14 protein-coding genes, 4 pseudogenes and 1 CRISPR repeat array are annotated in these 21,679 nt (G+C 65.0%); of the genes and pseudogenes, 12 read left to right on the top strand and 6 right to left on the bottom strand.

The features are described from left to right. Positions 1 to 30: 30 nt before the first annotated feature. The 4 genes and pseudogenes from SALPAC6_RS28270 (at position 31) to SALPAC6_RS0121060 (ending at position 5,877) form a co-directional block, all read left to right on the top strand. Positions 31 to 1,113: pseudogene (locus SALPAC6_RS28270) on the top strand (IS21/IS408/IS1162 family transposase). Then, positions 1,113 to 1,904: an IS21-like element helper ATPase IstB gene (gene istB / locus SALPAC6_RS0121080; RefSeq protein WP_018255311.1), complete on the top strand. Its 792-nt coding sequence runs from the start codon at positions 1,113 to 1,115 to the stop codon at positions 1,902 to 1,904. Before SALPAC6_RS28270 ends, istB begins: the two are co-directional and overlap by 1 nt. A 210-nt stretch (positions 1,905 to 2,114) precedes the next feature. Beyond that, the gene (locus tag SALPAC6_RS0121070) at positions 2,115 to 2,549 is read left to right on the top strand and encodes an NUDIX hydrolase (protein WP_026189924.1); all 435 of its coding nucleotides are present in this window, start codon (positions 2,115 to 2,117) and stop codon (positions 2,547 to 2,549) included. Positions 2,550 to 3,618: 1,069 nt separating this feature from the next. Beyond that, positions 3,619 to 5,877: a CRISPR-associated helicase/endonuclease Cas3 gene (locus SALPAC6_RS0121060; protein ID WP_018255307.1), complete on the top strand. Its 2,259-nt coding sequence runs from the start codon at positions 3,619 to 3,621 to the stop codon at positions 5,875 to 5,877. Between the two features lie 69 nt (positions 5,878 to 5,946). On the opposite strand, the gene SALPAC6_RS29490 is transcribed toward SALPAC6_RS0121060, so the two are convergent. Beyond that, the gene (locus SALPAC6_RS29490) at positions 5,947 to 6,087 is read right to left on the bottom strand and encodes a hypothetical protein (RefSeq protein WP_018255306.1); all 141 of its coding nucleotides are present in this window, start codon (positions 6,085 to 6,087) and stop codon (positions 5,947 to 5,949) included. 77 nt (positions 6,088 to 6,164) lie between these two features. Here SALPAC6_RS29490 and cas5c point away from each other — a divergent pair, with 77 nt between their 5' ends. Genes cas5c through cas2 form a run of 6 tightly spaced genes read left to right on the top strand, consistent with a single transcriptional unit; the run spans position 6,165 to position 11,580 of the window. Further along, on the top strand, positions 6,165 to 6,833 hold the full coding sequence (gene cas5c / locus SALPAC6_RS0121050; protein WP_026189922.1) for a type I-C CRISPR-associated protein Cas5c: 669 nt from the start codon (positions 6,165 to 6,167) through the stop codon (positions 6,831 to 6,833). Next, positions 6,833 to 8,713 carry a type I-C CRISPR-associated protein Cas8c/Csd1 gene (locus SALPAC6_RS0121045; RefSeq protein ID WP_018255304.1) on the top strand — a complete coding sequence of 627 codons (1,881 nt, stop codon included), beginning with the start codon at positions 6,833 to 6,835 and terminating at the stop codon, positions 8,711 to 8,713. The genes cas5c and SALPAC6_RS0121045 overlap by 1 nt, the downstream gene beginning before the upstream one ends. Beyond that, on the top strand, positions 8,710 to 9,606 hold the full coding sequence (gene cas7c, locus SALPAC6_RS0121040) for a type I-C CRISPR-associated protein Cas7/Csd2 (protein ID WP_018255303.1): 897 nt from the start codon (positions 8,710 to 8,712) through the stop codon (positions 9,604 to 9,606). The genes SALPAC6_RS0121045 and cas7c overlap by 4 nt, the downstream gene beginning before the upstream one ends. Positions 9,607 to 9,618: 12 nt before the next feature. Next, positions 9,619 to 10,266, top strand: coding sequence for a CRISPR-associated protein Cas4 (cas4, locus tag SALPAC6_RS0121035; RefSeq protein WP_018255302.1), 648 nt, complete (start codon positions 9,619 to 9,621; stop codon positions 10,264 to 10,266). Next, the gene (gene cas1c / locus SALPAC6_RS0121030; RefSeq protein WP_018255301.1) at positions 10,259 to 11,290 is read left to right on the top strand and encodes a type I-C CRISPR-associated endonuclease Cas1c; all 1,032 of its coding nucleotides are present in this window, start codon (positions 10,259 to 10,261) and stop codon (positions 11,288 to 11,290) included. The genes cas4 and cas1c overlap by 8 nt, the downstream gene beginning before the upstream one ends. Next, positions 11,275 to 11,580 (top strand): CRISPR-associated endonuclease Cas2, encoded by a 306-nt coding sequence (gene cas2, locus SALPAC6_RS0121025; RefSeq protein ID WP_033667140.1) that lies wholly within the window; start codon positions 11,275 to 11,277, stop codon positions 11,578 to 11,580. Before cas1c ends, cas2 begins: the two co-directional genes overlap by 16 nt. Positions 11,581 to 11,712: 132 nt before the next feature. Next, a CRISPR array of direct repeats spans positions 11,713 to 15,278; the repeat unit is 37 nt; unit sequence CCAGCGCCGACGGTCCACCGTCGGCGAGGATCTCAAC. Between the two features lie 79 nt (positions 15,279 to 15,357). Here cas2 and SALPAC6_RS29175 read toward each other — a convergent pair. From SALPAC6_RS29175 to SALPAC6_RS0121015, 4 genes and pseudogenes are all read right to left on the bottom strand, one after another. Next, positions 15,358 to 15,518, bottom strand: a pseudogene (locus tag SALPAC6_RS29175) (IS256 family transposase); the annotation flags it as partial. Positions 15,519 to 15,523: 5 nt separating this feature from the next. Beyond that, positions 15,524 to 15,683: pseudogene (locus tag SALPAC6_RS30460) on the bottom strand (IS110 family transposase); the annotation flags it as partial. Between the two features lie 9 nt (positions 15,684 to 15,692). Further along, positions 15,693 to 16,394, bottom strand: a complete 702-nt coding sequence (locus SALPAC6_RS0121020; protein WP_018255299.1) for a prepilin peptidase — start codon at positions 16,392 to 16,394, stop codon at positions 15,693 to 15,695. Between the two features lie 30 nt (positions 16,395 to 16,424). Continuing rightward, positions 16,425 to 16,775, bottom strand: a complete 351-nt coding sequence (locus SALPAC6_RS0121015) for a winged helix-turn-helix transcriptional regulator (RefSeq protein ID WP_018255298.1) — start codon at positions 16,773 to 16,775, stop codon at positions 16,425 to 16,427. 226 nt (positions 16,776 to 17,001) lie between these two features. Here SALPAC6_RS0121015 and SALPAC6_RS0121010 point away from each other — a divergent pair, with 226 nt between their 5' ends. Then, complete coding sequence (locus SALPAC6_RS0121010) at positions 17,002 to 17,844, top strand: IS5 family transposase (RefSeq protein WP_018251394.1); 843 nt, start codon at positions 17,002 to 17,004, stop codon at positions 17,842 to 17,844. 513 nt (positions 17,845 to 18,357) lie between these two features. Here SALPAC6_RS0121010 and SALPAC6_RS26430 read toward each other — a convergent pair. Further along, positions 18,358 to 19,994: pseudogene (locus tag SALPAC6_RS26430) on the bottom strand (IS1634 family transposase). Between the two features lie 337 nt (positions 19,995 to 20,331). On the opposite strand from SALPAC6_RS26430, the gene SALPAC6_RS0120990 reads away from it, so the two are divergent. Then, complete coding sequence (locus SALPAC6_RS0120990) at positions 20,332 to 21,549, top strand: MFS transporter (RefSeq protein WP_018255297.1); 1,218 nt, start codon at positions 20,332 to 20,334, stop codon at positions 21,547 to 21,549. Positions 21,550 to 21,679 lie beyond the last annotated feature (130 nt).

Here is a 21,679-nt window from a genome sequence, read left to right as displayed (position 1 = left end):
AATCGGGACCACCTCCTGAAGCATCGGGAGGTGCTGAACGTGGAGGACTGGGCAGAGATCCGGCGGCTGCGGCGGTCGGAGGGTATGGCGATTCAGGCCATCGCACGGCGGTTGAGGATGTCTCGCAACACTGTGAAGAAGGCCCTGGCCAGTGATGAGCCGCCGCGGTATCGGCGGGCGGCGACGGGGTCGATCGTGGATGCGGTCGAGCCGCAGATCCGGGCGTTGTTGGCGGAGTTCCCGGACATGCCCTCGACGGTGATCATGGAGCGGGTCGGGTGGACCCGGGGTAAGACGGTGTTCTGTGATCGGGTGCAGCAGTTGCGGCCGTTGTTCCGCCGGCCCGACCCGAGCCAGCGGACGGAGTATCTGCCGGGTGAGTTGGCGCAGTGTGATCTGTGGTTCCCGCCGGTGGATGTGGCGTTGGGTTTCGGGCAGGTCGGTCGGCCGCCGGTGTTGGTGATGGTGTCGGGGTATTCGCGGTGGCTGTCGGCGGTGATGATCCCGTCGCGGCAGTCGCCGGACCTGCACTCTCGGCATTAAGGTGATTCAGTGCCGGCCGGCGGACCCGGAGGCCAAGGGCCTGGTCGAGCGGGCCAACGGCTATCTGGAGACGTCGTTTCTGCCTGGGCGTCGGTTCGGCTCGCCGGAGGACTTCAACGCACCGAGTGGCTGGTGCGGGCGAACAACCGCCAACACCGGGCGTTGGGCTGCCGCCCGGTGCAGCGGTGGGACGCCGATCGGGCCGCGATGCTGTCGCTGCCTCCGGTGGCGCCGGTGGTCGGCTGGCGACAGACCACGCGGCTGCCCCGAGATCACTACGTGCGTCTGGACGGCAACGACTATTCGGTGCATCCCTCGGTCGTCGGGCGTCGTGTCGATATCACCGCTGACGCCGATCGGGTGCAGGTGTTCTGCGACAGCCGCCAGGTCGCCCGACACGACCGCTGCTGGGCCACGCATCAGAGCATCACCGATCCGGCTCACCGTCTGGCCGCCGCCGATCTGCGCACTGCTGCCCGGCAGGCACCGGCGCCGGCCGCCGCCGAGGTCGAGCAGCGGCAACTCAGCGACTATGACCAGATATTCGGCCTGAAAGAGGTGGCTGCGTGATGGCCACCAAATCCAGCAACCGCAACGTCTCCTCCGAGATCACATTCCTCAGCCGCGCACTGAAAGCACCCTCCCTCGCCGCGTCGGTGCAACGCCTCGCCGAGCGGGCCCGGGCGGAGTCGTGGACTCATGAGGAGTTCCTCGCTGCCTGCTTGCAACGCGAAGTCGCGGCCCGCGAAGCCCACGGCGGTGAAGGTCGAATCCGAGCTGCCCGCTTCCCGGCCCGCAAGAGTCTCGAGGAGTTCGACTACGAGCACCAACGATCGTTGAAGCGGGAGACCATCGCTCACCTCGGCACCCTCGACTTCGTAGCATCGAAGGACAACGTCGTCTTCTTGGGCCCACCCGGCACCGGCAAAACCCACCTGTCCACCGGCCTCGGGATCCGCGCCTGCCAAGCCGGACACCGCGTCGCGTTCGCCACCGCCGCAGGATGGGTGTCCCGCCTCGCCGACGCCCACCACGCCGGCCGCCTGCAAGACGAACTGGTCAAACTCGGTCGGATCCCGCTACTGATCGTCGACGAGGTCGGCTACATCCCCTTCGAAGCCGAAGCCGCGAATCTGTTCTTCCAACTGGTCTCCAACCGCTACGAACGAGCCTCACTGATCGTCACCAGCAACAAACCCTTCGGCCGCTGGGGCGAAGTCTTCGGCGACGACATCGTCGCCGCAGCCATGATCGACCGCCTCGTCCACCACGCCGAAGTCATCTCCCTCAAAGGCGACAGCTACCGACTCAAAGACCGCGACCTCGGCCGCGTCCCCGCAGCCACCAAGACCAACAACTAAAGACCAACCAAACCGAGGTGGTCCAGATTCAGCCGGACCACGGTGGTCAGGATTGGGGCGGCGTTGACACACTGGAACAAGCTCGGACTACCCGCCACCACCCAGGCCACTCTCGCCCGAGCGGCCCAGGAAGCCATCTTGGGCCTGCCCGATAGACACCTGCCAGACCCCGGATAGACGCACCAGAGGAAAGGAGTGGAGGAAGGCACCGTGCCCGAGAAGGTGATCACCAGCAAGGTTCTCTGCTACGTCGTGCGGGAAGGGCACTTGCTCGTCTTCCGCCACACTGACTTCAGCTACGAGGAGGTAGGCATCCAGGTGCCCGGCGGCAGCGTCCACCCGGGTGAGGACCCCGCGGACGCGGCGCTGCGCGAGGCCCGCGAAGAGACCGGACTAACGGGCTTCACCATCGTGCGCAAGCTGGGCGAGGTCGAGTACGACATCACCCCGCTCCGCTTCGAGATCCAGCGTCGCCACATCTTCGAGTTGACGCTGCACGGGGCGACGCCCGAACGGTGGGCGAGCCAGGAAGAGCACGACGGCGAGCGGCAGCCAACCCGGTTCGAGTGCTTCTGGGTACCGCTACGAGCCGCGCACGTCCTGCAGTCCGGCCAGGGCGCTCTCGTGGGCCGGTTGTTCGAATGACCAGGAATCCAACCGCGGCACCCAGGAGAAACAATGCGGAAAGACGAACTGCGGGACCTGATCCGGCGCAGCCCGTGGCTGATCCGGGCACTGGGCGTCGTTCGGGACTCCGGTCTGCCGGACGCCTGAATCGGCGCGGGATCCATCCGCGACCTGGTCTGGAGCGAGCGCTACGGCGTCGGCTTCGACCCGTCATCGGTGCGGGACGTCGGACTGATCGAGGTCCGCGTTCCCCGCAACGCAGCGGGCACGTCGAGCTGTGCCCTAAGCGTCGTACGGGACTCATGCCGAACGCTGACAACCCTTCGTCAGCTTCGTGACTGAGCCGCCGCCCGAAGCTCGCGGAGGGGGCAGCGCTCCCACCCGCCCGCGAGTCCTGGCAGGGAAATTTCGAGACGATGACCATCGATTATGTGCGCGGTGTGTGCTCTCCAGCGGATGCCAACCGGGGTGAACCGGTGCCAACGCGGATCACCACGGCCGACCGCCGGTCGCAACCCGGGATTCGTGTGCTCGGGGTGTGCTCCTGAGCTGCGACAACGGTGGTCCGGGTGACGTGGGTGAACGTGGGCCACTCCCTGCCACCCCAGGTGAACCCCCGGGTCGCTAGACTGGGCTCTCGCACCCTCGTAGCTCAGGGGATAGAGCAACGGTTTCCTAACCCGACGCCTCACCCATCTCCGCACGCTGACTACCTGCGACTTCTGAACTTCCCGCCAAGGAAACAGGTCGCGGCGCTACGTTGCTGTGCTCGCTTACCGAAATCTCCTGTAGCGGTATAAGCACTGCTCCGAAGGCAATCCCAGCACTCCGACCCTGTGGTTACGGTCTTCCGAAGGCGCCACGCCGAGTCAGCATGTAGTGCCGCAATGTCCTTCATCGGCCTGACGGATCTAATGATCAAAGCACTTGCCGACGACCGACGCGGTAACGCCCCAAACCAGCAGGGCTCGCGCGATGGCAACCTCAATCAATCTGTCAGTAATTTTACAGTCCCGCGAAGCGGGGCGATATTTCGTCGTACTGCCGTGGTTGCATGCCGGTCTCACTGACCTCAAGGAGTCTTCAGGTGTGGGCGCACAGCAAGAACCACTTCGGAGTTCGGCATCGGCTCGAAGATCACTTACGCGGCACGGCGGATCTGGCTCGGCTGTTCGCGTCACCCTTCGGGCTCGGCGAGTTGGCGTGGTGGACAGGCCTTGTCCATGACGGCGGCAAGTGCTGGCAGGCGTGGCAGGACAAGTTGCTGCTCGTCGAGCCGACGAACGGTCGGGTGGGCTTGGATCACAAGTCTTTCGGCGTGCAGTTGGCCCGTCGTCACCGTCTCCGGCCGGTGGAGTTCGCTGTGGCCGGACACCATGGCGGCTTGACTAATCAGGGGCAGGTTGACGCCCTCTTTGGTGAAGATGCTGCCGCGGAGGAACGACTGCGGTCCGGTCCGTGGGCTGAGGTTGAGAAGATTCTTCGAGTAGCGCTTCCCGAAATGTTTGCCCAAATTCCTGTTATGCCTGTCGAACTTGACGACAGTGCAGAGCCGATGACGAGAGAGTTCCTCCTACGATTCCTGTTCTCCTGCCTGGTTGATGCCGATGTGCTTGACACTAAGGCCCATGTGGAGGGCAGTCGTCCGAGGGTAGGCCCTGACCTGGATGCTCCGGCCCTGCTCAGTCGCTTCCTGGCCCGGCGTGCGAAATATCTGCGGCTCCGGGCGCCTGGTGCGATGGATGGTCATCGACAACGGCTGTTCGCCGCAGCGATCGCTGCCGCTGAGCGGGAGCCTGGCATCTTTCGGTTGACCGCTCCGACTGGGACCGCGAAGACTATCGCCGCTGCTGGATTCGCCTTGAAGCACGCAGCGCTGCATGGTAAGCGACGGGTGATCGTCGCGGTTCCCTTCATTACTATCACCGAACAGAATGCGGCGGTCTACAGAGACCTCCTCGACCCCGAGGACCCACACGCCGAGCGGGTTGTCCTTGAACATCATAGCCACGTTGAGATCAACGATTCTGACTCTAGCGGTCAATATCACTCGTGGCGGCGCCTCGCGTCGGAAAACTGGGATGCGCCCTTCATCGTTACCACCACGGTCCAGCTCTTCGAGTCGCTGTTCGGCCGGACGCAGTCTCGCATGCGCAAGCTGCACCGGATCGCCGATTCCGTGCTAGTTCTAGATGAGGTGCAGGCATTACCGCACGATCTGTTACCGCAGATTGCCGATGCGCTGCGGATCCTGACGCAGCGGTTTGGGGTGACCGTGGTGTTGTCATCGGCCACTCAGCCTGCTGTTCACGCGCTCGACCCCCTCAAGGCGTTGGAATCGCGCGAGATTCTGCCGGACCCGGAGTCTTTTTTTGCCGAGTGCCAGCGAGTGAAGTACGACTGGCGGCTCAAGCCGAAACCATCCCTTGTGGACATGGTGAATGAAGCCGCTACACATCGGCAGGCCCTGATGGTGGTCAACACTGTGCGTGACGCGAGAACTGCTTTTCGCCATGCTCAAAATGTAGCCAGCGACGAGATGGCGGTGCTACACCTGTCCACTGGAATGTGCCCGGCCCACCGCAAGAGTGCACTAAGAGCTGTCCAGCGCATACTGGCAGATGGCAAGTCGGTTTTGCTAATCAGCACTTCTTTGATCGAGGCAGGGGTCGACCTGAACTTCCCGGTGGCATTCCGAGCAATCGGACCTCCCGAATCACTAGCGCAGGTCGCTGGCCGGTGTAATCGAGAAGGTGACCTTGGCCAGCGCGGCGGGCTGGTCATAATCTTTGACCCGGCCGACGGGGGGCTTCCGCCCTCATACCCCACGCAGATCGAAGTGGCGCACATGTACTTCGGCCCCGATAGCGACCCTGAGAACCAGGCGGCCCTGGATGAGTACTTCAGAGAACTATACGGAACTCTTGACATCGAAGGCCCGGGTAGTACCTCTAAAGCCATCAGGGCCAGCCGGAGCCGGTGGGACTTTGTCGCCGTGGCAGATGGCCCCTTGAAGGCCACAGGTAGCACTCAACGACGGCGCGAGTTGGCCTTCCGAATGATCAACGAGGACACTGTTCCGGTCGTCGTCCGGTACGGCGGCGACCACAGTGGCGCGAAGATCATTGACAGGTGCCTGCAGGCCCTACGCGGCCCCTACCCGGACATGAGAATGCTGCGGGACCTACAGCCGTACATCGTCAACCTGCGCCGCAGTACCGCACGAGCAGCAGACGTGTCACCCCACCTCCTCCCTGTCATCGGTGACCTGTGTGAGTGGTACGGGGACTACGACGACGGATACGGCATAGCCCTGGACAACGAAGGAAAGGACTACCTGTGGTAGCCCGACGCGCAGGCGCCTGTCTGGCGAGCCTCCCTGCAGCGGCTCGCCAGACAAGCGCGCCATCCAGGGCTACTTGCTCTTGCCCCGCATGAACTGGACCAGCCGCACGACCAAGACCGTCGTGCCGCCGAAGGTTGCCGCCGCAGTCAGAACGGCATTGGACTGGCTTGCGCCGCCCCACCAGGTCAGCAACCCCGTCGCGCTACCCACGAATGCGGCGGTGAGCAGGGCGATAGCTCGCCAACAGGGCTAACTTCCACCTGATCAATGGAAAAGGATCATCAGCCGTGAGTGACAAACCAGGACAGCGTTCTCATCCGCCAGTGGTGGTACAGGTGCGCGGCGAGGCTGCCCTCTTCACGAGACCCGAGCTACGGGTAGAGCGGGTGAGCTACCCCGTGATGACCCCTACGGCGGCCACCGGCGTGCTGGATGCGATCTTCTGGAAGCCAGAATTCCGCTGGGTTCCGGTGAAAATCGAGGTGCTACGGCCAATCCAGCAGTTCAACCTGCGCCGCAACGAGACTAGCGACCTTCCCAGCCTCGCCGATGCTGTCAACAAAGGACGTCGGATCAACACGGTGGCTAGCCGAGACCAACGTAGCGCGTTGTGCCTGCGGGACGTCGAGTACCGCATTTATGCCCAGGTCGAGCTGGCAGCACACGCCGACAAGAGGGACGTCGCCTACCGTGAGCAGTTTCGGCGACGGGTCAACCGTGGCGCGTGCTACCAGCAGCCCTTCCTAGGCTCGAAGGAATTTCCCGTCTCGTTTTTCCCCCCGGACGAGCGCAAGCCGATCGACCTGACTGAGGACCTGGGAATCATGCTGCATCGTATCCATTACGGCCCACCTACCAAGTTTGACTGGTTCACCGCCCGTTTGGAAAAGGGCGTGCTACACGTTCCGGCACGCGGGATACCAGGTGATGGCGTCGGGATAGCGGGGGTGGCGTGATGTTGCTACGCCACCTGGTTGAGTTCCGTAGCCCGAACGATGCTGACGGTGAGGATAGCCGCCCGTACAGTCGGATCCGAAACGTTCGGTGGCAGTTGAACCTCAACAGCGAGGGGCAGCTACGTCGACTGGTTCCTTTGAAGGCATCGGGTGAACGACCCACGAAGACCGGCTTGCCGATCCTAGTGCCAAACGCCGGCCGCACATCGGGGATCGCCCCGGCGATTGGCGCCGATGATGCCCAATACGTCCTCGGCTGGGCGGACGACAAAGCCAAACCCGAACGGGTGGCGCAGGCACACGAGTCGTTCGTCGACCTGTCCCGTCGCTGGCTGCGCGAACATCCGGACGATACGACAGCACGGGCACTCGTGGCCTTCTATGACCGTCGAGAGCTACCCCAGCCGCCCGACGACGAGAAGTGGTCATCGCGCGACCTTGTCGTCATATCAGTCGGCGGTAGGCGAGCGACTGAACAGGACACGCTGTGGACACTGTGGGAGGCGGTCGTACAGGAACGCAAGAGCGGCGCCAGTGCCGACGGGAGTGGTCAGCGAGGCTTGTGCCTGGTCTGTGGCCAGCCGGACCAGCCCCTGCTGGATCGGATACCACAATCGCTGCCCAAGGCCCTGGTCCCACGAGCAGACCAAGAGGTCGCGCTGCTGTCGGCGAACAAGCGCATCCACACGTACGACTTCAACGAAGGGCTCGCCGGATCGCCGATCTGCGTGTCCTGCGGTCAGGCTGCCGTCGCCAACCTCAGCGCCATACTGTCCGAACAGCGATTCACATTCACCTACCCTCGCCAACGAACGCGTCTCGCCTGGTGGGTCAGCAACGGCGCCAACAGCGAAACCATCGCCATGCTCGACCGTAAGCCCGAGGAAATCAGCGAGTACCTCCACTCGCTGGTCACCGGCCGGAAACGTAGACGGCCCGATGACCGACTGACCTTCTGCTCGGCCACGCTGTCCGGCAACGTGGCCCGGCTCGTGGTTCACCACTGGCTGGAGATGCCGCTCACCAAGGCCGAGGACAACGTCGACGCCTGGTTCAACGACCACCAGATCCTCGCCCGAGGCCAAGAAGTTCCAAACGCATACCCCATCTGGATGCTAGTCCGATGCTCTGGCCAGTGGCTGCCGGACAGATCTGAACGCGGCGGACGGTACATCGAACTCTGGGACAAGGCCGCCGACCGACCTGATGACCTAGCGCAACTGCTCCTGCACAGCGGCCTGCACGGAGGAACACTCCCACCCCACCTTCTCGCCCATGCTATCCGCCGGATCCGCACCGACCTGCGAATCGACGGCCCACGGGCCGCGCTACTACGGGTCGTACTCACCCGTCACCCGCAACGAACAGGAAGAGGACCCACCGCCGTGCTGGACGAAAAGCAGGACAACCCGGCCTACCTGTACGGGCGGCTCTTCGCCGTACTCGAGTCACTCCAGCGCACCGCCTACCGGCAGAGCGAGCAGCCCAACACCACATTCTTTCACCGCTACTTCGCCGGTGCGGTGGCCAACCCTCGGATCGCCCTTGTGCAAGGCTGCCAGCTCTACCCTGCCTGGCTCAAGAAGCTGGACAGCACCGCAGGCGACGACAGCAGCAATCCCATCAGCCGCCAGAACGCCGAGCGTGCCGGTCGGGCCGCCGGCCGCTACCGGGCACGGGTGCGTGAACTAAAGGACCGGCTCACCGATCCGGTCGCTCCCCTACATGACACGGAAAGCCAGTCATGGTTCATCCTCGGCTACTTCCATCAGCAGGCACATGACATCCGGATGGCCATGACCGGCAAAGCCCCAGAAGTCCCGGCCGACGACCTACCCACCGACGAGCACGACACCAACGAAGGGAACCACGAACAGTGAAGCCCCAGACGACCGATCCGGCGGTCCGACACGATGCAGTAATCTTCTTCGACGTTACCGACGGTAACCCCAACGGTGACCCCGATGGCGGCAACCGACCCCGTGTCGACGAAGCCACCGGACACGGCCTAGTCACCGATGTTGCACTCAAGCGGAAGATCCGCGACACGATCGGGCTGACCGCCGACGCCCTCGACTACCAGGCCGACCGCTATAACGTGTTCGTCGAGGCCGGACACGCCCTCAACACCCGCACCGCCGAATCGTACAAAGCAACTGGCATCGAACTTAAATCTCGAAAGATCTCTCCCGAGCAAGCCGAAGCTGCCCGGCGGTGGATGACCGACCGATACATCGACGTACGCTTGTTCGGCGCGGTGCTTTCCACCGGTGAGACCAAAGCACTGGGTCAGATCCGCGGCCCCCTGCAGTTCGGCATGGCCCGCTCTATCCACCCCGTCCTACCCGTCTCACACGCCATTACCCGGGTAACTCAGACACGCCAGGAAGACATTGACAAGGGCGAAAAGACCGAAATGGGTAGCAAATGGACTGTGCCCTACGGCCTGTACCGGGCGCAGTTCCACTACTCCGCCGCCCTGGCCCAAAAAACGGGCGTGACTACCGAGGACCTCACCGCCCTCTACAAGACGCTGCAGTTCATGTTCGATCATGATCGCACTGCGACTCGCGGCATCATGACCATGCGCGGCCTGTACGTCTTCAGCCACTCCAATGCCTACGGCAACGCCCCTGCCCAGCCCTTGCTGGACCGGGTCCAAGTCGCTCTTGCCAGCGGCGTCGGAACCCCCCGCACCTTCACCGACTACAAGATCACTTCCGACGTCAGCGAACTGCCGGCTGGCGTGACCTTCGACATCCTGCAGGACTGAGGAGTCTCGACGATGACCTGGTGGCCCGACGGGGACCGCAACGCCGGCCGCATCCCACTGTCGGCATTAGAGCACTATGCCTACTGTCCCCGCCAGGCTGCCCTCATCCACGTCGACGGCGTGTTCACCGACGACATCAACACTGTTCGTGGCCACCTGGCCCACGAACGCGTCGACCGGCCCGGCACCCGCGCCACGGCCGCCCCCGGGTACCGGCAGCACTACGCCGTACCCGTCTGGAGCGACATCCTCGGTCTCTATGGCCGATGTGATGTCGTCGAGATCGGCCATGGCACTGCAATCCCCGTCGAACACAAGATCGGCCGGTACCAGCCCGGGGGACCAGCCGATGTACAGGCTGCCGCCCAAGCCCTCTGCCTACGCGAAATACTCGGCCGCGACCTCGATGTCTCCCATGCAGAGGTGTTCACACACTTCGACCGGCGACGACACCGGGTACAGCTGACCAACGATTTGATCACCACCGTCAACCAGACCTCCCGCGCACTTCACGCAATGCTGCTCGCACCACAACTACCACCACCAATAGCAGACCGCCGATGCCGACGCTGCTCACTGCTCGACGACTGCTTACCCCGGGCCCTAGCCAACCCCACCGACCTCTACACACCCCGACCAACCGGTGATTGGGATGCCTGAACTGATCAAAAACACCCTCTACATCCTGACGCCGGGTAGCAGCGTCCACCTCGACCACGACGCCGTCCGGGTCTTTCACCCCGAAAACGGCGCGAAACGTCTCCCCCTTGTCCGAATCGACCACGTCGTAGCCTTCGGCGGTGTCAACCTCACCGATGACTTCCTACACCGCTGCGCAGCCGACCAACGATCCGTAACCTGGCTAACCAGCAACGGTCGGTTCCGCGCCCGCGTCATCGGCCCACAAGGCGGCAACCCCCTGCTGAGAGTCGCCCAACACGACGCCCTCCGCGAACCCGACCGCCGCGCCGCAGTCGCCCGCGCCTTCGTCGCCGGCAAACTCCACAACACCCGACAGGTTCTGCTACGCGCCGCCGCCGACGCCCGAACCACTAGACAACAGGCCCTTCGCGCAACCGCATCCGCCATCGCCGACGACCTCGCCAAACTCCCCGACACCAACAACATCAACGTCATTCTCGGCATCGAAGGTCAAGCCGCCAAGCGATACGTTGCCACCTGGCGACACCTACTCGTTGACCACGCTCAAGTCACCGCACCCACCCATCGAATCAGCAGACCACCCACCGACCCCGTCAACGCCGCCCTGTCCTTCGGCTATGGCATGCTCCGCATCGCCGTCCACGGCGCACTCGAACACGTCGGCCTAGACCCTTACATCGGCTACCTGCATGGCATCCGACCAGGAAAGCCCGCTCTCGCCCTAGACCTGATGGAAGAAATGCGCCACCTCCAAGTCGACCGGATGGTCTTCACCGCCTTCAACCGCCGCCAGCTCACACCTCACCACTTCACCCAACATCCCGGCGGAGCCCACGAAATCAACGACGACGGCCGCCGCGCCTACCTGACCCTCTGGAGCGAAGCCCGCGCCCGCCCTTGGGCCCACCGGCAACTCGGCAGAGACATTCCCGCAGCCGTCCTACCACTCATCCAAGCCCGACTCCTCGCCCGGCACCTACGCAGCGACACACCCCACTACAACCCGTGGAGCCCCGCATAATGGAGTACCTGGTCACCTACGACGTCGACACCACCACTCCGGAAGGCCAACGACGCCTACGGCAGGTAGCCAAGATCTGCGAAGGCCACGGCATCAGAGTGCAAAAGTCTGTTTTCGAAATTGCCTGCACCGCTGCCCAGTACCCGACCTTCCGCCAGAAGCTCTCCGACACCATCAGCCACACCACCGACGACATTCGGCTCTACCACCTCACTAAAGACACACTCCGCCACGTGGAACGACTCGGCGTCGCACAGCTCGCACCCCACCACGGCGACCACCTACTTTAAAGATCTAAGAACCCCAAGCGCGATAGCAACAAGCGCGAGGTTCCCAGGCAAGAAAACCAACAAAGCGGACACCGCTCACCTGCCATTCAAAGCTAGCGACAGCCACGACACCAAATCCGCAGCCCAGAAAGCCCAGCGCCGACGGTCCACCGTCGGCGAGGATCTCAACAATCGACCCGACGTACCTGGACGAAGCCCTCGGCGGCCAGCGCCGACGGTCCACCGTCGGCGAGGATCTCAACCAGTACCGCGTCAACCGCAAGGGCGACGAGGTGGGACACCAGCGCCGACGGTCCACCGTCGGCGAGGATCTCAACTGCTGATGTGGTTGAGCACCCGCGTGTACGCCCGTCTCCAGCGCCGACGGTCCACCGTCGGCGAGGATCTCAACACGACTCGCCACCCTCAGCGCCGACGCCCTCAGCGGTAGCCAGCGCCGACGGTCCACCGTCGGCGAGGATCTCAACAGGCGTCATGATGGTTGTGCTCCTTGCTGGGAGTGGTCCAGCGCCGACGGTCCACCGTCGGCGAGGATCTCAACATCACGGATGTTCCGGACGGCGAAAAGTCGACCGAGCCAGCGCCGACGGTCCACCGTCGGCGAGGATCTCAACCACTGTGTGGTCACGGTGTCCTCGTGGGCTCGGGTGCCCAGCGCCGACGGTCCACCGTCGGCGAGGATCTCAACGGGTGTTCTTCCGATACCCGAGGTTCGGGTTGGCCTGCCAGCGCCGACGGTCCACCGTCGGCGAGGATCTCAACGTTCATCCGCCTACGATCACCGTCGAGGCACTTGCCAGCGCCGACGGTCCACCGTCGGCGAGGATCTCAACGTTCATCCGCCTACGATCACCGTCGAGGCACTTGCCAGCGCCGACGGTCCACCGTCGGCGAGGATCTCAACTCGCATGCGTATCGAACACGGTCGGTGATAGTCGACATCCAGCGCCGACGGTCCACCGTCGGCGAGGATCTCAACCCGGCACGATCTCTCCCGTGCGGGGGTCAACGACCACGTCCAGCGCCGACGGTCCACCGTCGGCGAGGATCTCAACTACTGCCTTGGCTAGCAGCTCACGTGCCTGTTCGCCAGCGCCGACGGTCCACCGTCGGCGAGGATCTCAACTGCACCGGGACCGAGTCGAGGCATGGACAGACGCCACGCCAGCGCCGACGGTCCACCGTCGGCGAGGATCTCAACCGTTGCGCTGGCTCGCCGACCACACCGGCGCGGGCCGCCAGCGCCGACGGTCCACCGTCGGCGAGGATCTCAACGGGACGGTGCGGGCCGGGTTGTGGCCAAGGGCAGCCAGCGCCGACGGTCCACCGTCGGCGAGGATCTCAACGGGGTAGGTCGAGGCCATCATGAGCAACGCGCCGGCCAGCGCCGACGGTCCACCGTCGGCGAGGATCTCAACCAGAATCCTGAGATCGCATTGAACGCGGCCCGGAAGCCAGCGTCGACGGTCCACCGTCGGCGAGGATCTCAACTCAACGGGTGTTTCGAGGGATGTCGGGGTCCTGGCGGCCAGCGCCGACGGTCCACCGTCGGCGAGGATCTCAACCCGCACCGACCTGCGCGGCCAGCAGCGCGCCCGTCTTCCAGCGCCGACGGTCCACCGTCGGCGAGGATCTCAACTTTTTTGCGCGCGACCACTGAGGGATGGTGATCATCCAGCGCCGACGGTCCACCGTCGGCGAGGATCTCAACGATACTGTCGTACAGGTAGCCGATATCGACGGCTTGCAGCCAGCGCCGACGGTCCACCGTCGGCGAGGATCTCAACGGTCGGGGCTTGATGCCCGCACTCGCCCCCCGAACCAGCGCCGACGGTCCACCGTCGGCGAGGATCTCAACTCGGGTGCCGGTCAGGGGAGCAGCCCCAGACCCCACCGCCAGCGCCGACGGTCCACCGTCGGCGAGGATCTCAACCACAGCCGGCCAGCCAGCCTCGCGGTCACCTCGTGGCCAGCGCCGACGGTCCACCGTCGGCGAGGATCTCAACCTGCTCGGCACGCCGCTGCTGATCTCGGATCCGGGCCACCAGCGCCGACGGTCCACCGTCGGCGAGGATCTCAACCCCTATGTCGTAGCGCAAGCTGCGGCCGTTTCGCCGCCAGCGCCGACGGTCCACCGTCGGCGAGGATCTCAACGTAGCCCTGCCGCAGCGCGTCAGGCTCACACATGACCAGCGCCGACGGTCCACCGTCGGCGAGGATCTCAACTCTACGAATCTACGTAGTAGATTACGGAATTTCGTCCAGCGCCGACGGTTCACCGTCGGCGAGGATCTCAACTGGCCATTCGATCCCGGACGAGGTCGGCGCGGTCTGCCAGCGCCGACGGTCCACCGTCGGCGAGGATCTCAACACGCTCGTCGAGGTCATCGTCAGCGTCAGCGCGACAGCCAGCGCCGACGGTCCACCGTCGGCGAGGATCTCAACCAGGCGGTGATCTCGTCGTTGTCCTTCGAAGCGACCCCGCCAGCGCCGACGGTCCACCGTCGGCGAGGATCTCAACACCACCGATGAGGCGGCCGTGTTGGAGCGGATTACCCAGCGCCGACGGTCCACCGTCGGCGAGGATCTCAACACCGAAGGGCAGTGCGGTCCCGCCGGGAAGTACGCCCCCAGCGCCGACGGTCCACCGTCGGCGAGGATCTCAACACATAAGCGGCTTCCGGGCTGTCCGGCAGGTCGTTGCCAGCGCCGACGGTCCACCGTCGGCGAGGATCTCAACTCTCCGCGTGCCCGCAGGGCATGACTGACCCCCCAGGAGCCAGCGCCGACGGTCCACCGTCGGCGAGGATCTCAACACTCATGGTCGAGGTTCCCTCTCGATCTAGGGCCTCCGCCAGCGCCGACGGTCCACCGTCGGCGAGGATCTCAACGGTTCCGCGGGAGTGGCGTGGCCTGCTCGGCGTGGCCGGCGCCGACGGTCCACCGTCGGCGAGGATCTCAACCCGACCCGTATATCCAGTTCTGCGGGCAGACCGGCTACATCCAGCGCCGACGGTCCACCGTCGGCGAGGATCTCAACAACCAGGCCGCGATGAGCCCGGCCCCGGTCCCGCTCAGCCAGCGCCGACGGTCCACCGTCGGCGAGGATCTCAACTACTGCCTTGGCTAGCAGCTCACGTGCCTGTTCGCCAGCGCCGACGGTCCACCGTCGGCGAGGATCTCAACACGTGCCCAACACCATCGGCCACCGCTCCACGAACCCAGCGCCGACGGTCCACCGTCGGCGAGGATCTCAACTCCTACACCGACGACCCGCTGTATCCGGGCGTCGTCCAGCGCCGACGGTCCACCGTCGGCGAGGATCTCAACCGGGCACCGCACGCCGTAGGTGTTGTTCACCTTGCAGCCAGCGCCGACCGTCCACCGTCGGCGAGGATCTCAACGCGTCCGGGAACTGTCCCCGCCGCTCAACCTCCTTGCCAGCGCCGACGGTCCACCGTCGGCGAGGATCTCAACATCGCGGCGTGCGCCAAGGTAGCGGGGGTGCTGGAGACCGCCAGCGCCGGCGGTCCACCGTCGGCGAGGATCTCAACCGGGTCGGCGGCTCCTGGCCAACGTCGGCCAGCCAGCGCCGGCGGTCCACCGTCGGCGAGGATCTCAACTGACTCGGCGCGGGAACGTCGACCAGGAGCCCAACCGGCCAGCGCTGGCGGTCCACCGTCGGCGAGGATCTAAACTTCCACTTCACCCCACGCTTGCGGGTCTTTCTCGGCCAGCGCTGACGGTCCACCGTCGGACGTTCCGGCAACTTGGTATGTAGGTTTCAGCGGCTGGGAACGGTCGCTGAAGGTCAAGGCGAAGGCGTTCAACACGGGCTTCCAGCGCATCGTCCATCGGGTTCTGCCTGCTCCGGTAGGGTCCAGGGAGCGAGTCACCAGGTACAGACACTTCAACGCGGCCTGCTCGACGCCCCTGTGTTTGGTCAAGCAAGCGTTGGCCCGACGACCCCGATTATAGTCCTGAAGATTTCGCGGGCGAGGTAGCGCTTCAGGCAGCGGAGGATCTCGCGTTTCGTTCGGCCTTCGGTGGTTGGTCGCTGGACATAGGCGCGGGTGCCGCGGGTCGGCACGGAGTCTGGTCAGGGCGTTCGATCAACTACAGAACACAGCCGCTATCAGCGCCCCGGCGACCAGGTACGGACCAAAGGCAATGCTGTGCGCACGGCGCAGCGCCAGGCGTGCTAGCGCTTCGGGTACGGCGAGCACGAAGGGCAGTAGGCCGCCGAGGAACACCGCAGGCCAGCTGATGGCACCCAATGCCGCACCGAGCAGCGCGGCCAGCCGCACGTCGCCCAGGCCCATTCCGCTGCCCGCCACGATGACCAAGGCCAGGTATAGGCCGCCAAGCGCAGCCGCGGCGAGCGTGGCGGTGACCAGCATTTGAGCTTGGCCCGTGATCGCTGCCTCACCGGCCAGCACAGTGCCGACGGCGAGAGCGGCGATGCTTATCACGAGCGTAGGCAGCCTGCGGATCGCGACGTCAACGGCGGCGAGCAGCACGCCGTTGTGCATCACCACCAACCACACCGCGAGCAGGGGCAGGCCGCCGCGGGCGTCGCGCAGGAGCCAAGCGAGGCCGCCGGAGGCGACAGCCATCCCGATACCGCACAGTGCGGATACGGCCACTGGCCGCACGCTCCTGGCCGCCGCCGAGGTGTCCCCTTCGGCCACGCCCAACTTCGACGGGCCCGCGGCCACTGCCGGCTTGGTCGCCAGCCGCGTGTACGCGTGCGGCAGCGTCAGGCCGGCAAGTGCGCCGCCGGAGAGCACCAGCCCCAGTGCTACGGGATTCATCGGCTGTGGCTTTCGGGGTGCACCCTCGGTCTACGCCGGTGCCGCGTCTGCACCTGTCGACCGCACGCAACCGACGCGGTAGGTCTCTGACCAACGCCATATTTCCCGCATGAACGATGAAAGCAGCGGCAGCAGGTGGGTGCCGGCGGCGGTGAGAGTGTAGGTACCGGCACCTGCGTCGTCAACGTGGTGCACTAAGCCACCGTCGCGCAGACGGCGCAGGGCGTCATTGAGGGATTTCGAACTCGGCGCCGGTCGGATCTCGCGCAGCAGCTCCGAGAATCGCATCGGCCGCTGGCCGAGGGTCGTGAGGATTTCCAGGCTCCACCGCTGTGCGCACAGTTTAATGGCGTCTTGCGCGTCCTGGAGGTCGTCGTCCATCCGCCTGCCCTCCCCGTCAAGGTCGGCCAGAGGGCGAGTCTAGGGGATCGACTGCTCTACGTGAACAACAAACTCACCTTGAGTCAAGCCAAGATCTTCACGATGTTGAGGAATCTCTTTGAGATGAGAGGGTGGTTCGGTAGCTTTCGTCCCTTAGAGGTTTGGGTTGGCATGTGAATGTGAGCCGTAGTCGTAACCGGGGAGGCCCGGCCGCGTTGGGCTGATCATGAATGGACGTGCGGCGTATCCGAGTGACCTGACCGATGATCAGTGGGCGGTGGTCGGGCCGTTTCTGCAGGCGTGGAAGGACCGGCATCCGTCGGTGTCGGGGCATCAGGGCCGCTACGAGTTGCGGGAGATCGTGAACGCGATCTTCTACCAGAACCGGACCGGGTGTCAGTGGGCTTACCTGCCACACGACCTGCCGCCGAAGTCGGCCACCTACTACTACTTCGCCCTGTGGCGTGATGATGGCACCGACCAGGTGATCCACGATCTGCTGCGCTGTCAGGCGCGGGAGCGGGCCGGCCGCCGGGAGGATCCGACCGCGGTGGCGCTGGACACCCAGTCGATCCGGGCGGCCAACCACGTCCCGGCCGCCACGACCGGCAAGGACGCGGCGAAGAAGGTCCCGGGGCGCAAGCGAGGCCTCGCGGTCGACGCCCTCGGGTTGATCATCGCGGTGGTGGTCACCGCCGCGTCGGTCACCGACAACACGATCGGTGTGAAACTGCTGGACAACGTGGTAGCGCACACCCCGACGGTTACCAAGGCGTGGGTCGATGCCGGGTTCAAAGACGACGTGCAGATCCACGGCGCCATCCGAAATATCGACGTCGAGCAGGTCCTTCGGTCCGACACGACGGCCGGGTTCGTGCCGGTGAAACGCCGGTGGGTGGTGGAGCAGACCCACGGCACCCTGATGCTGCACCGCCGCCTGGTCCGCGAGTACGAGAGCCGACCCGCCTCCGCGGTGTCCCGCACCTGGTGGGCCTCCACAGCGAACCTCATCCGCCGGCTCACCGGCACCGCCACCACGTCCTGGCGCGACACAGGCCAGCAGCGGTGACCCCGCCGTCGCTACTGACCCTGCTCACCGAACGCGAAACCGCCGCCGGCCTCACCGTCGAACGGCTCCGCGCCCAAATCGCCACCCTCAACGAACAGCTCACCACGGCCGAGACCGAAGTCNCCGAACTCGCCATCACCCGCAAAACGCTCCTGAGCCTCGGCGACCCACTCGACGCGGCACCACCCGCTGACCCGACCATCGCCAGCCCCGCCTACCAACAGATCCTCACCGTGTTCCACACCGCCACCACACCGATGCGCGCCAAGGACATCTGCCAGGCCCTGGGCACCGGCACCACCGCGAAGGACACCGAGAACCTCCGCGCCAAGCTCAAACGCCTCGTCACCCGCCAGATCCTCACCGAACCCGAGGCCGGACTGTTCACCCTGACCCCACCGTCGACGTAACCCCGACCACCAAGGCCCCTAATGAGCGGTCAAACCCAGTCCGGACATACGCTTCCGAACCACCCTCTGAGAGTTGCGGTGCTTCCCGAGTTGGCTCATTTGGTTAGTGCGTGATGTCTGGCAGGTTCAGGGCGTCGAGGATGGCTTGCTGGTCGGTGGGGACGGCCGGTGGGAGGGTTTGGCTGGTGCCGTTGATCGCGATGGTCGCGGAGCGCAGGGGTCGAAGTTGGCGCACGACGTTGCGGATGGATAGGCCGGTGCGGGTTTGGACCTCGCGGGAGACGGCGAGGGCGGCGAACACGATGGTCAGGTGCGCCTCGATGGCGTCTTGCGTGTGGTGGGACATGGGCTGGGCGGCCAGGTCGGACTTGCTCATCCGAAACGACGCCTCGACCTGCCAGAGGTCGTGGTAGGAGCTGATGGCCTCGTCTGCGGGCATGACGGTGCCGGCGATGTTGGTGACGTAGCCCTTCAGGCCCACCAGTCGGCGGGCGCGGTCCAGCGAAGCTTGATCGAGGGTCTGTGCCCCGTTGCTGGTTTTGACGAACCTCGGAGTCCGGGCCGTTTTCTGCCCGTCGACGGCGGCGCGGGCTCGTTGCTCCTGCGCGGCGAGGGTGCGCCGGTCGCGCACGGCTCGTTTGTGGGAGTAGGCCCAGACCGCGCGCCACGAGCCGGGATGGGTGTGCGGGTTCCAGGCCGGTTCGGCGCGTACGGCCTTGTTGTTCTCGTTGTGGTGGCCGGTTTTGGGGGTGATGGTGTCGATGACCTGCCCGTCGGTGAATGCGTCACCGTGCCAGTGGAAGTGGCTGGCGAGATCGATCGGGGGGCCTTGGTCACCCGCGAGCCGACGATGAACCGCAGACCGGCCTCGTCGAGCTTGCGCAGGTTGCCCGCGGAGAGCATCCCGGCGTCGGCGACCACGACCATGTCGGCCACCCGGTGGCGGGCCTGAAACGCGGTGATGATCGGGATGATCGTGGCGGTCTCGGCCTGGTTCCCGGCGAAGCAGCCGATCTCCAGCGGGAACCCGCCGCGGTCGACCAGCAGCCCGACCACGATCTGCGGGTCGACCCGGCGTTCCTTGGAGTAGCCGACCCTGCGCAGGTCATCCTCCTTCTCCGCCTCGAAGTACAGGGTCGTGACGTCGTAGAGACACAAGGTGATGTCCCCGCTGGCCGCGGCGTGGGCGAAACAAGCTGAGGCGACCCGATCCCGGTAACCGCCCTGCGGGCCGGCGCGGGCCAGGGTGCGTTTCATCGTCGCGTAGCTGGCAGGACGCCGACCCAGATCGGTCAGGACCCGGCCCGCGTCGCGCAGCGAGGTCGGTTCCACGACTCGTGCGATCACCAGATCGGCGAACACCGCGTCGCCGAGCACGTCGAACCCCAGATCGGCATAGACCCCGGCCAAGGCCTCGTAGAGCACCCTGGAATCCGTGGACAGCACCCGGCCCACACCGTCGCGAACCCCTGCCGGCGGCCGCGGACCGTCGAACAGCCCGGGCACCTCGGCGGGCCTGACCAAAGCCGTGACCCGCGGCACCGGATCGACCGGGAACTCCAACACACCCTGGGCGGGATCGACCAACAGCTCACGAGCCCGCTCGAGCAGCACACCCAGCTCGGCCTCGGTATGCGCCGACCCGACGTGCGCCACGATCCGCTGACGTCCCGCCACGTACTCGGCGATCTGCACCGCCGTGGCCCCTGAAGCCGTCCGCACCCGCCGTACGAACGCCACCCCACGACCCTACGAGACATCCCTTAGTGCGTGAAAACGACCCGCCCCGAGCGCATCGCCGCAGTTCACAGCCGTGCCGCCCTCAAGATCCGCAAACCGTGAGCCAACTCAGGCCAGATGATCGCAACAATCCGGGCGGTTCGCCGGTTGTATATTGGACCGTCGATGATTTCGCCCGAGCCCGAGAGCATATCAGTGAGTGGGGATGCATTGAACTTCACTATCCACTGATGGCAACAGGGGACACGGTGATCACCCAGTTCCTGGATCCGTTTGGCGTGACCTTTGGCATCGAAGGCCCTGCGAGCACTGCAGGCACCCGGTTGGAGTAGCAGCAATGAAGATTCTTGAGCCGTTGCGACACAAAGATTTTCGCGCGGCGTGGCTGGGACAGACGATCAACATCTTCGGCGACGCGGTCTTCGGGGTCGCTATCGCGCTGTTCCTGCTACCACGGCCCGATGCTGCTCGCGCTATCAGTCTGGTGCTGGCGATGGTCGCCCTCGGCGGCGTGGTGTCCGTTCTCGTTGGCGGCGTCCTCGCTGACCGCCGCCGCCGCACCATCATGATCATAGTCTCCGACCTGATACGGCTTGCGGCCCTCGCGGCGATCCTCATTGCCGGCCCACAGGCTCCTTTGCCCACCTTGCTCGCCTCGGCGCTCGTGATGGGTCTTGGTCTCGGACTATACCGGCCTGCATACGGGGCGCTACTTCCGTCACTACTCCCGCCCGAGCTCATCCCACCGGGCAACGCGCTACGCGCGATGTCGAACCGCATCGCCGCAGTAGCCGGAGCCGCAGCCGCAGGGGCCATGATTGCTGCGACATCGGCGCGGACCACGCTCATCATTGACCTGGCGACCTTCTTGATCAGTATCGGCACGTTGCTGGTGATTCGCGATGCCGCACCTCAGCCGGGCCAACCGCAGGCGAGCGTCTGGCAAGACTTCCTCGAAGGACTGCAACATATGCGAACCAGACCCTGGATGTTGTCCATCATGATTCAGGGTACGGTTCAGTTGGCATTAGTCAATGGCCCGATATTCATACTCCTACCCTTAGTGCTCGGTACCGGAAGTGAGCGGCTATATGGTCTGGTGGTAGCGGCAGAAGCCGCTGGCTCACTTATCGGGGCCACGGCGGCCGGCACCCGGCGCCCACGTCGACCCGGCTACGCGGCGATGCTCTGCCTGTTAGCTCAGCTACCCCAACTCGTAGGCTTGGCATTGGGCGCCTCCAGCCTTCTCATGGTGCCTCTCTCGTTTATCGCAGGCGCTGGTCTTGGCGGTTTCGCAGTGCTGTGGCTCAGTGCGCTGCAATCCTCGACCCCGAAGGAGAAGCTCGGGCGCGTCATGTCGGTCGATTCCCTGGCCAACACCTCATTCACGCCTATCGGTCTTGCCCTCGCCGGGTGGCTCTTCACGGTCGCGGGCCCGACCGTACTCGCTACCATCGCAGCCGTAGTACTCGCACTCTCCGTCGTCGCTGTCCTTCCCATTAAGGGTGTAGCGGATCTAGTACTCCAGCCGGGGATTGTGATCACGGTTCGGTGAGGGCTTGTCGGGTGTAGTGGCTGGTCATGGCTCGTGCTTGGTGACGGCGTCGGCGTACGGACCAGAGCAGTGGGTCGCAGCGGCGGCGGCTGGGTTCGATGATCAGGGTGTTGAACAGGTGGCGTAGTTC

The sequence above is a fragment of the Salinispora mooreana genome, assembly GCF_000379065.1.
Taxonomy (GTDB): Bacteria; Actinomycetota; Actinomycetes; order Mycobacteriales; family Micromonosporaceae; genus Micromonospora; species Micromonospora mooreana.
The sequence above is the reverse complement of the archived record's forward strand: the minus strand, read 5'-3'. Positions and strand labels throughout refer to the sequence as shown.

Excerpts from the sequence above, each read along its gene's own strand:
- istB (WP_018255311.1), top strand. The coding sequence starts at position 1,113 with ATGGCCACCAAATCCAGCAACCGCAACGTCTCCTCCGAGATCACATTC.
- SALPAC6_RS0121045 (WP_018255304.1), top strand. The coding sequence starts at position 6,833 with ATGTTGCTACGCCACCTGGTTGAGTTCCGTAGCCCGAACGATGCTGAC.
- cas4 (WP_018255302.1), top strand. The coding sequence starts at position 9,619 with ATGACCTGGTGGCCCGACGGGGACCGCAACGCCGGCCGCATCCCACTG.
- cas1c (WP_018255301.1), top strand. The coding sequence starts at position 10,259 with ATGCCTGAACTGATCAAAAACACCCTCTACATCCTGACGCCGGGTAGC.
- SALPAC6_RS0121020 (WP_018255299.1), bottom strand. The coding sequence starts at position 16,394 with ATGAATCCCGTAGCACTGGGGCTGGTGCTCTCCGGCGGCGCACTTGCC.
- SALPAC6_RS0121015 (WP_018255298.1), bottom strand. The coding sequence starts at position 16,775 with ATGGACGACGACCTCCAGGACGCGCAAGACGCCATTAAACTGTGCGCA.
- SALPAC6_RS0121010 (WP_018251394.1), top strand. The coding sequence starts at position 17,002 with ATGAATGGACGTGCGGCGTATCCGAGTGACCTGACCGATGATCAGTGG.
- SALPAC6_RS0120990 (WP_018255297.1), top strand. The coding sequence starts at position 20,332 with ATGAAGATTCTTGAGCCGTTGCGACACAAAGATTTTCGCGCGGCGTGG.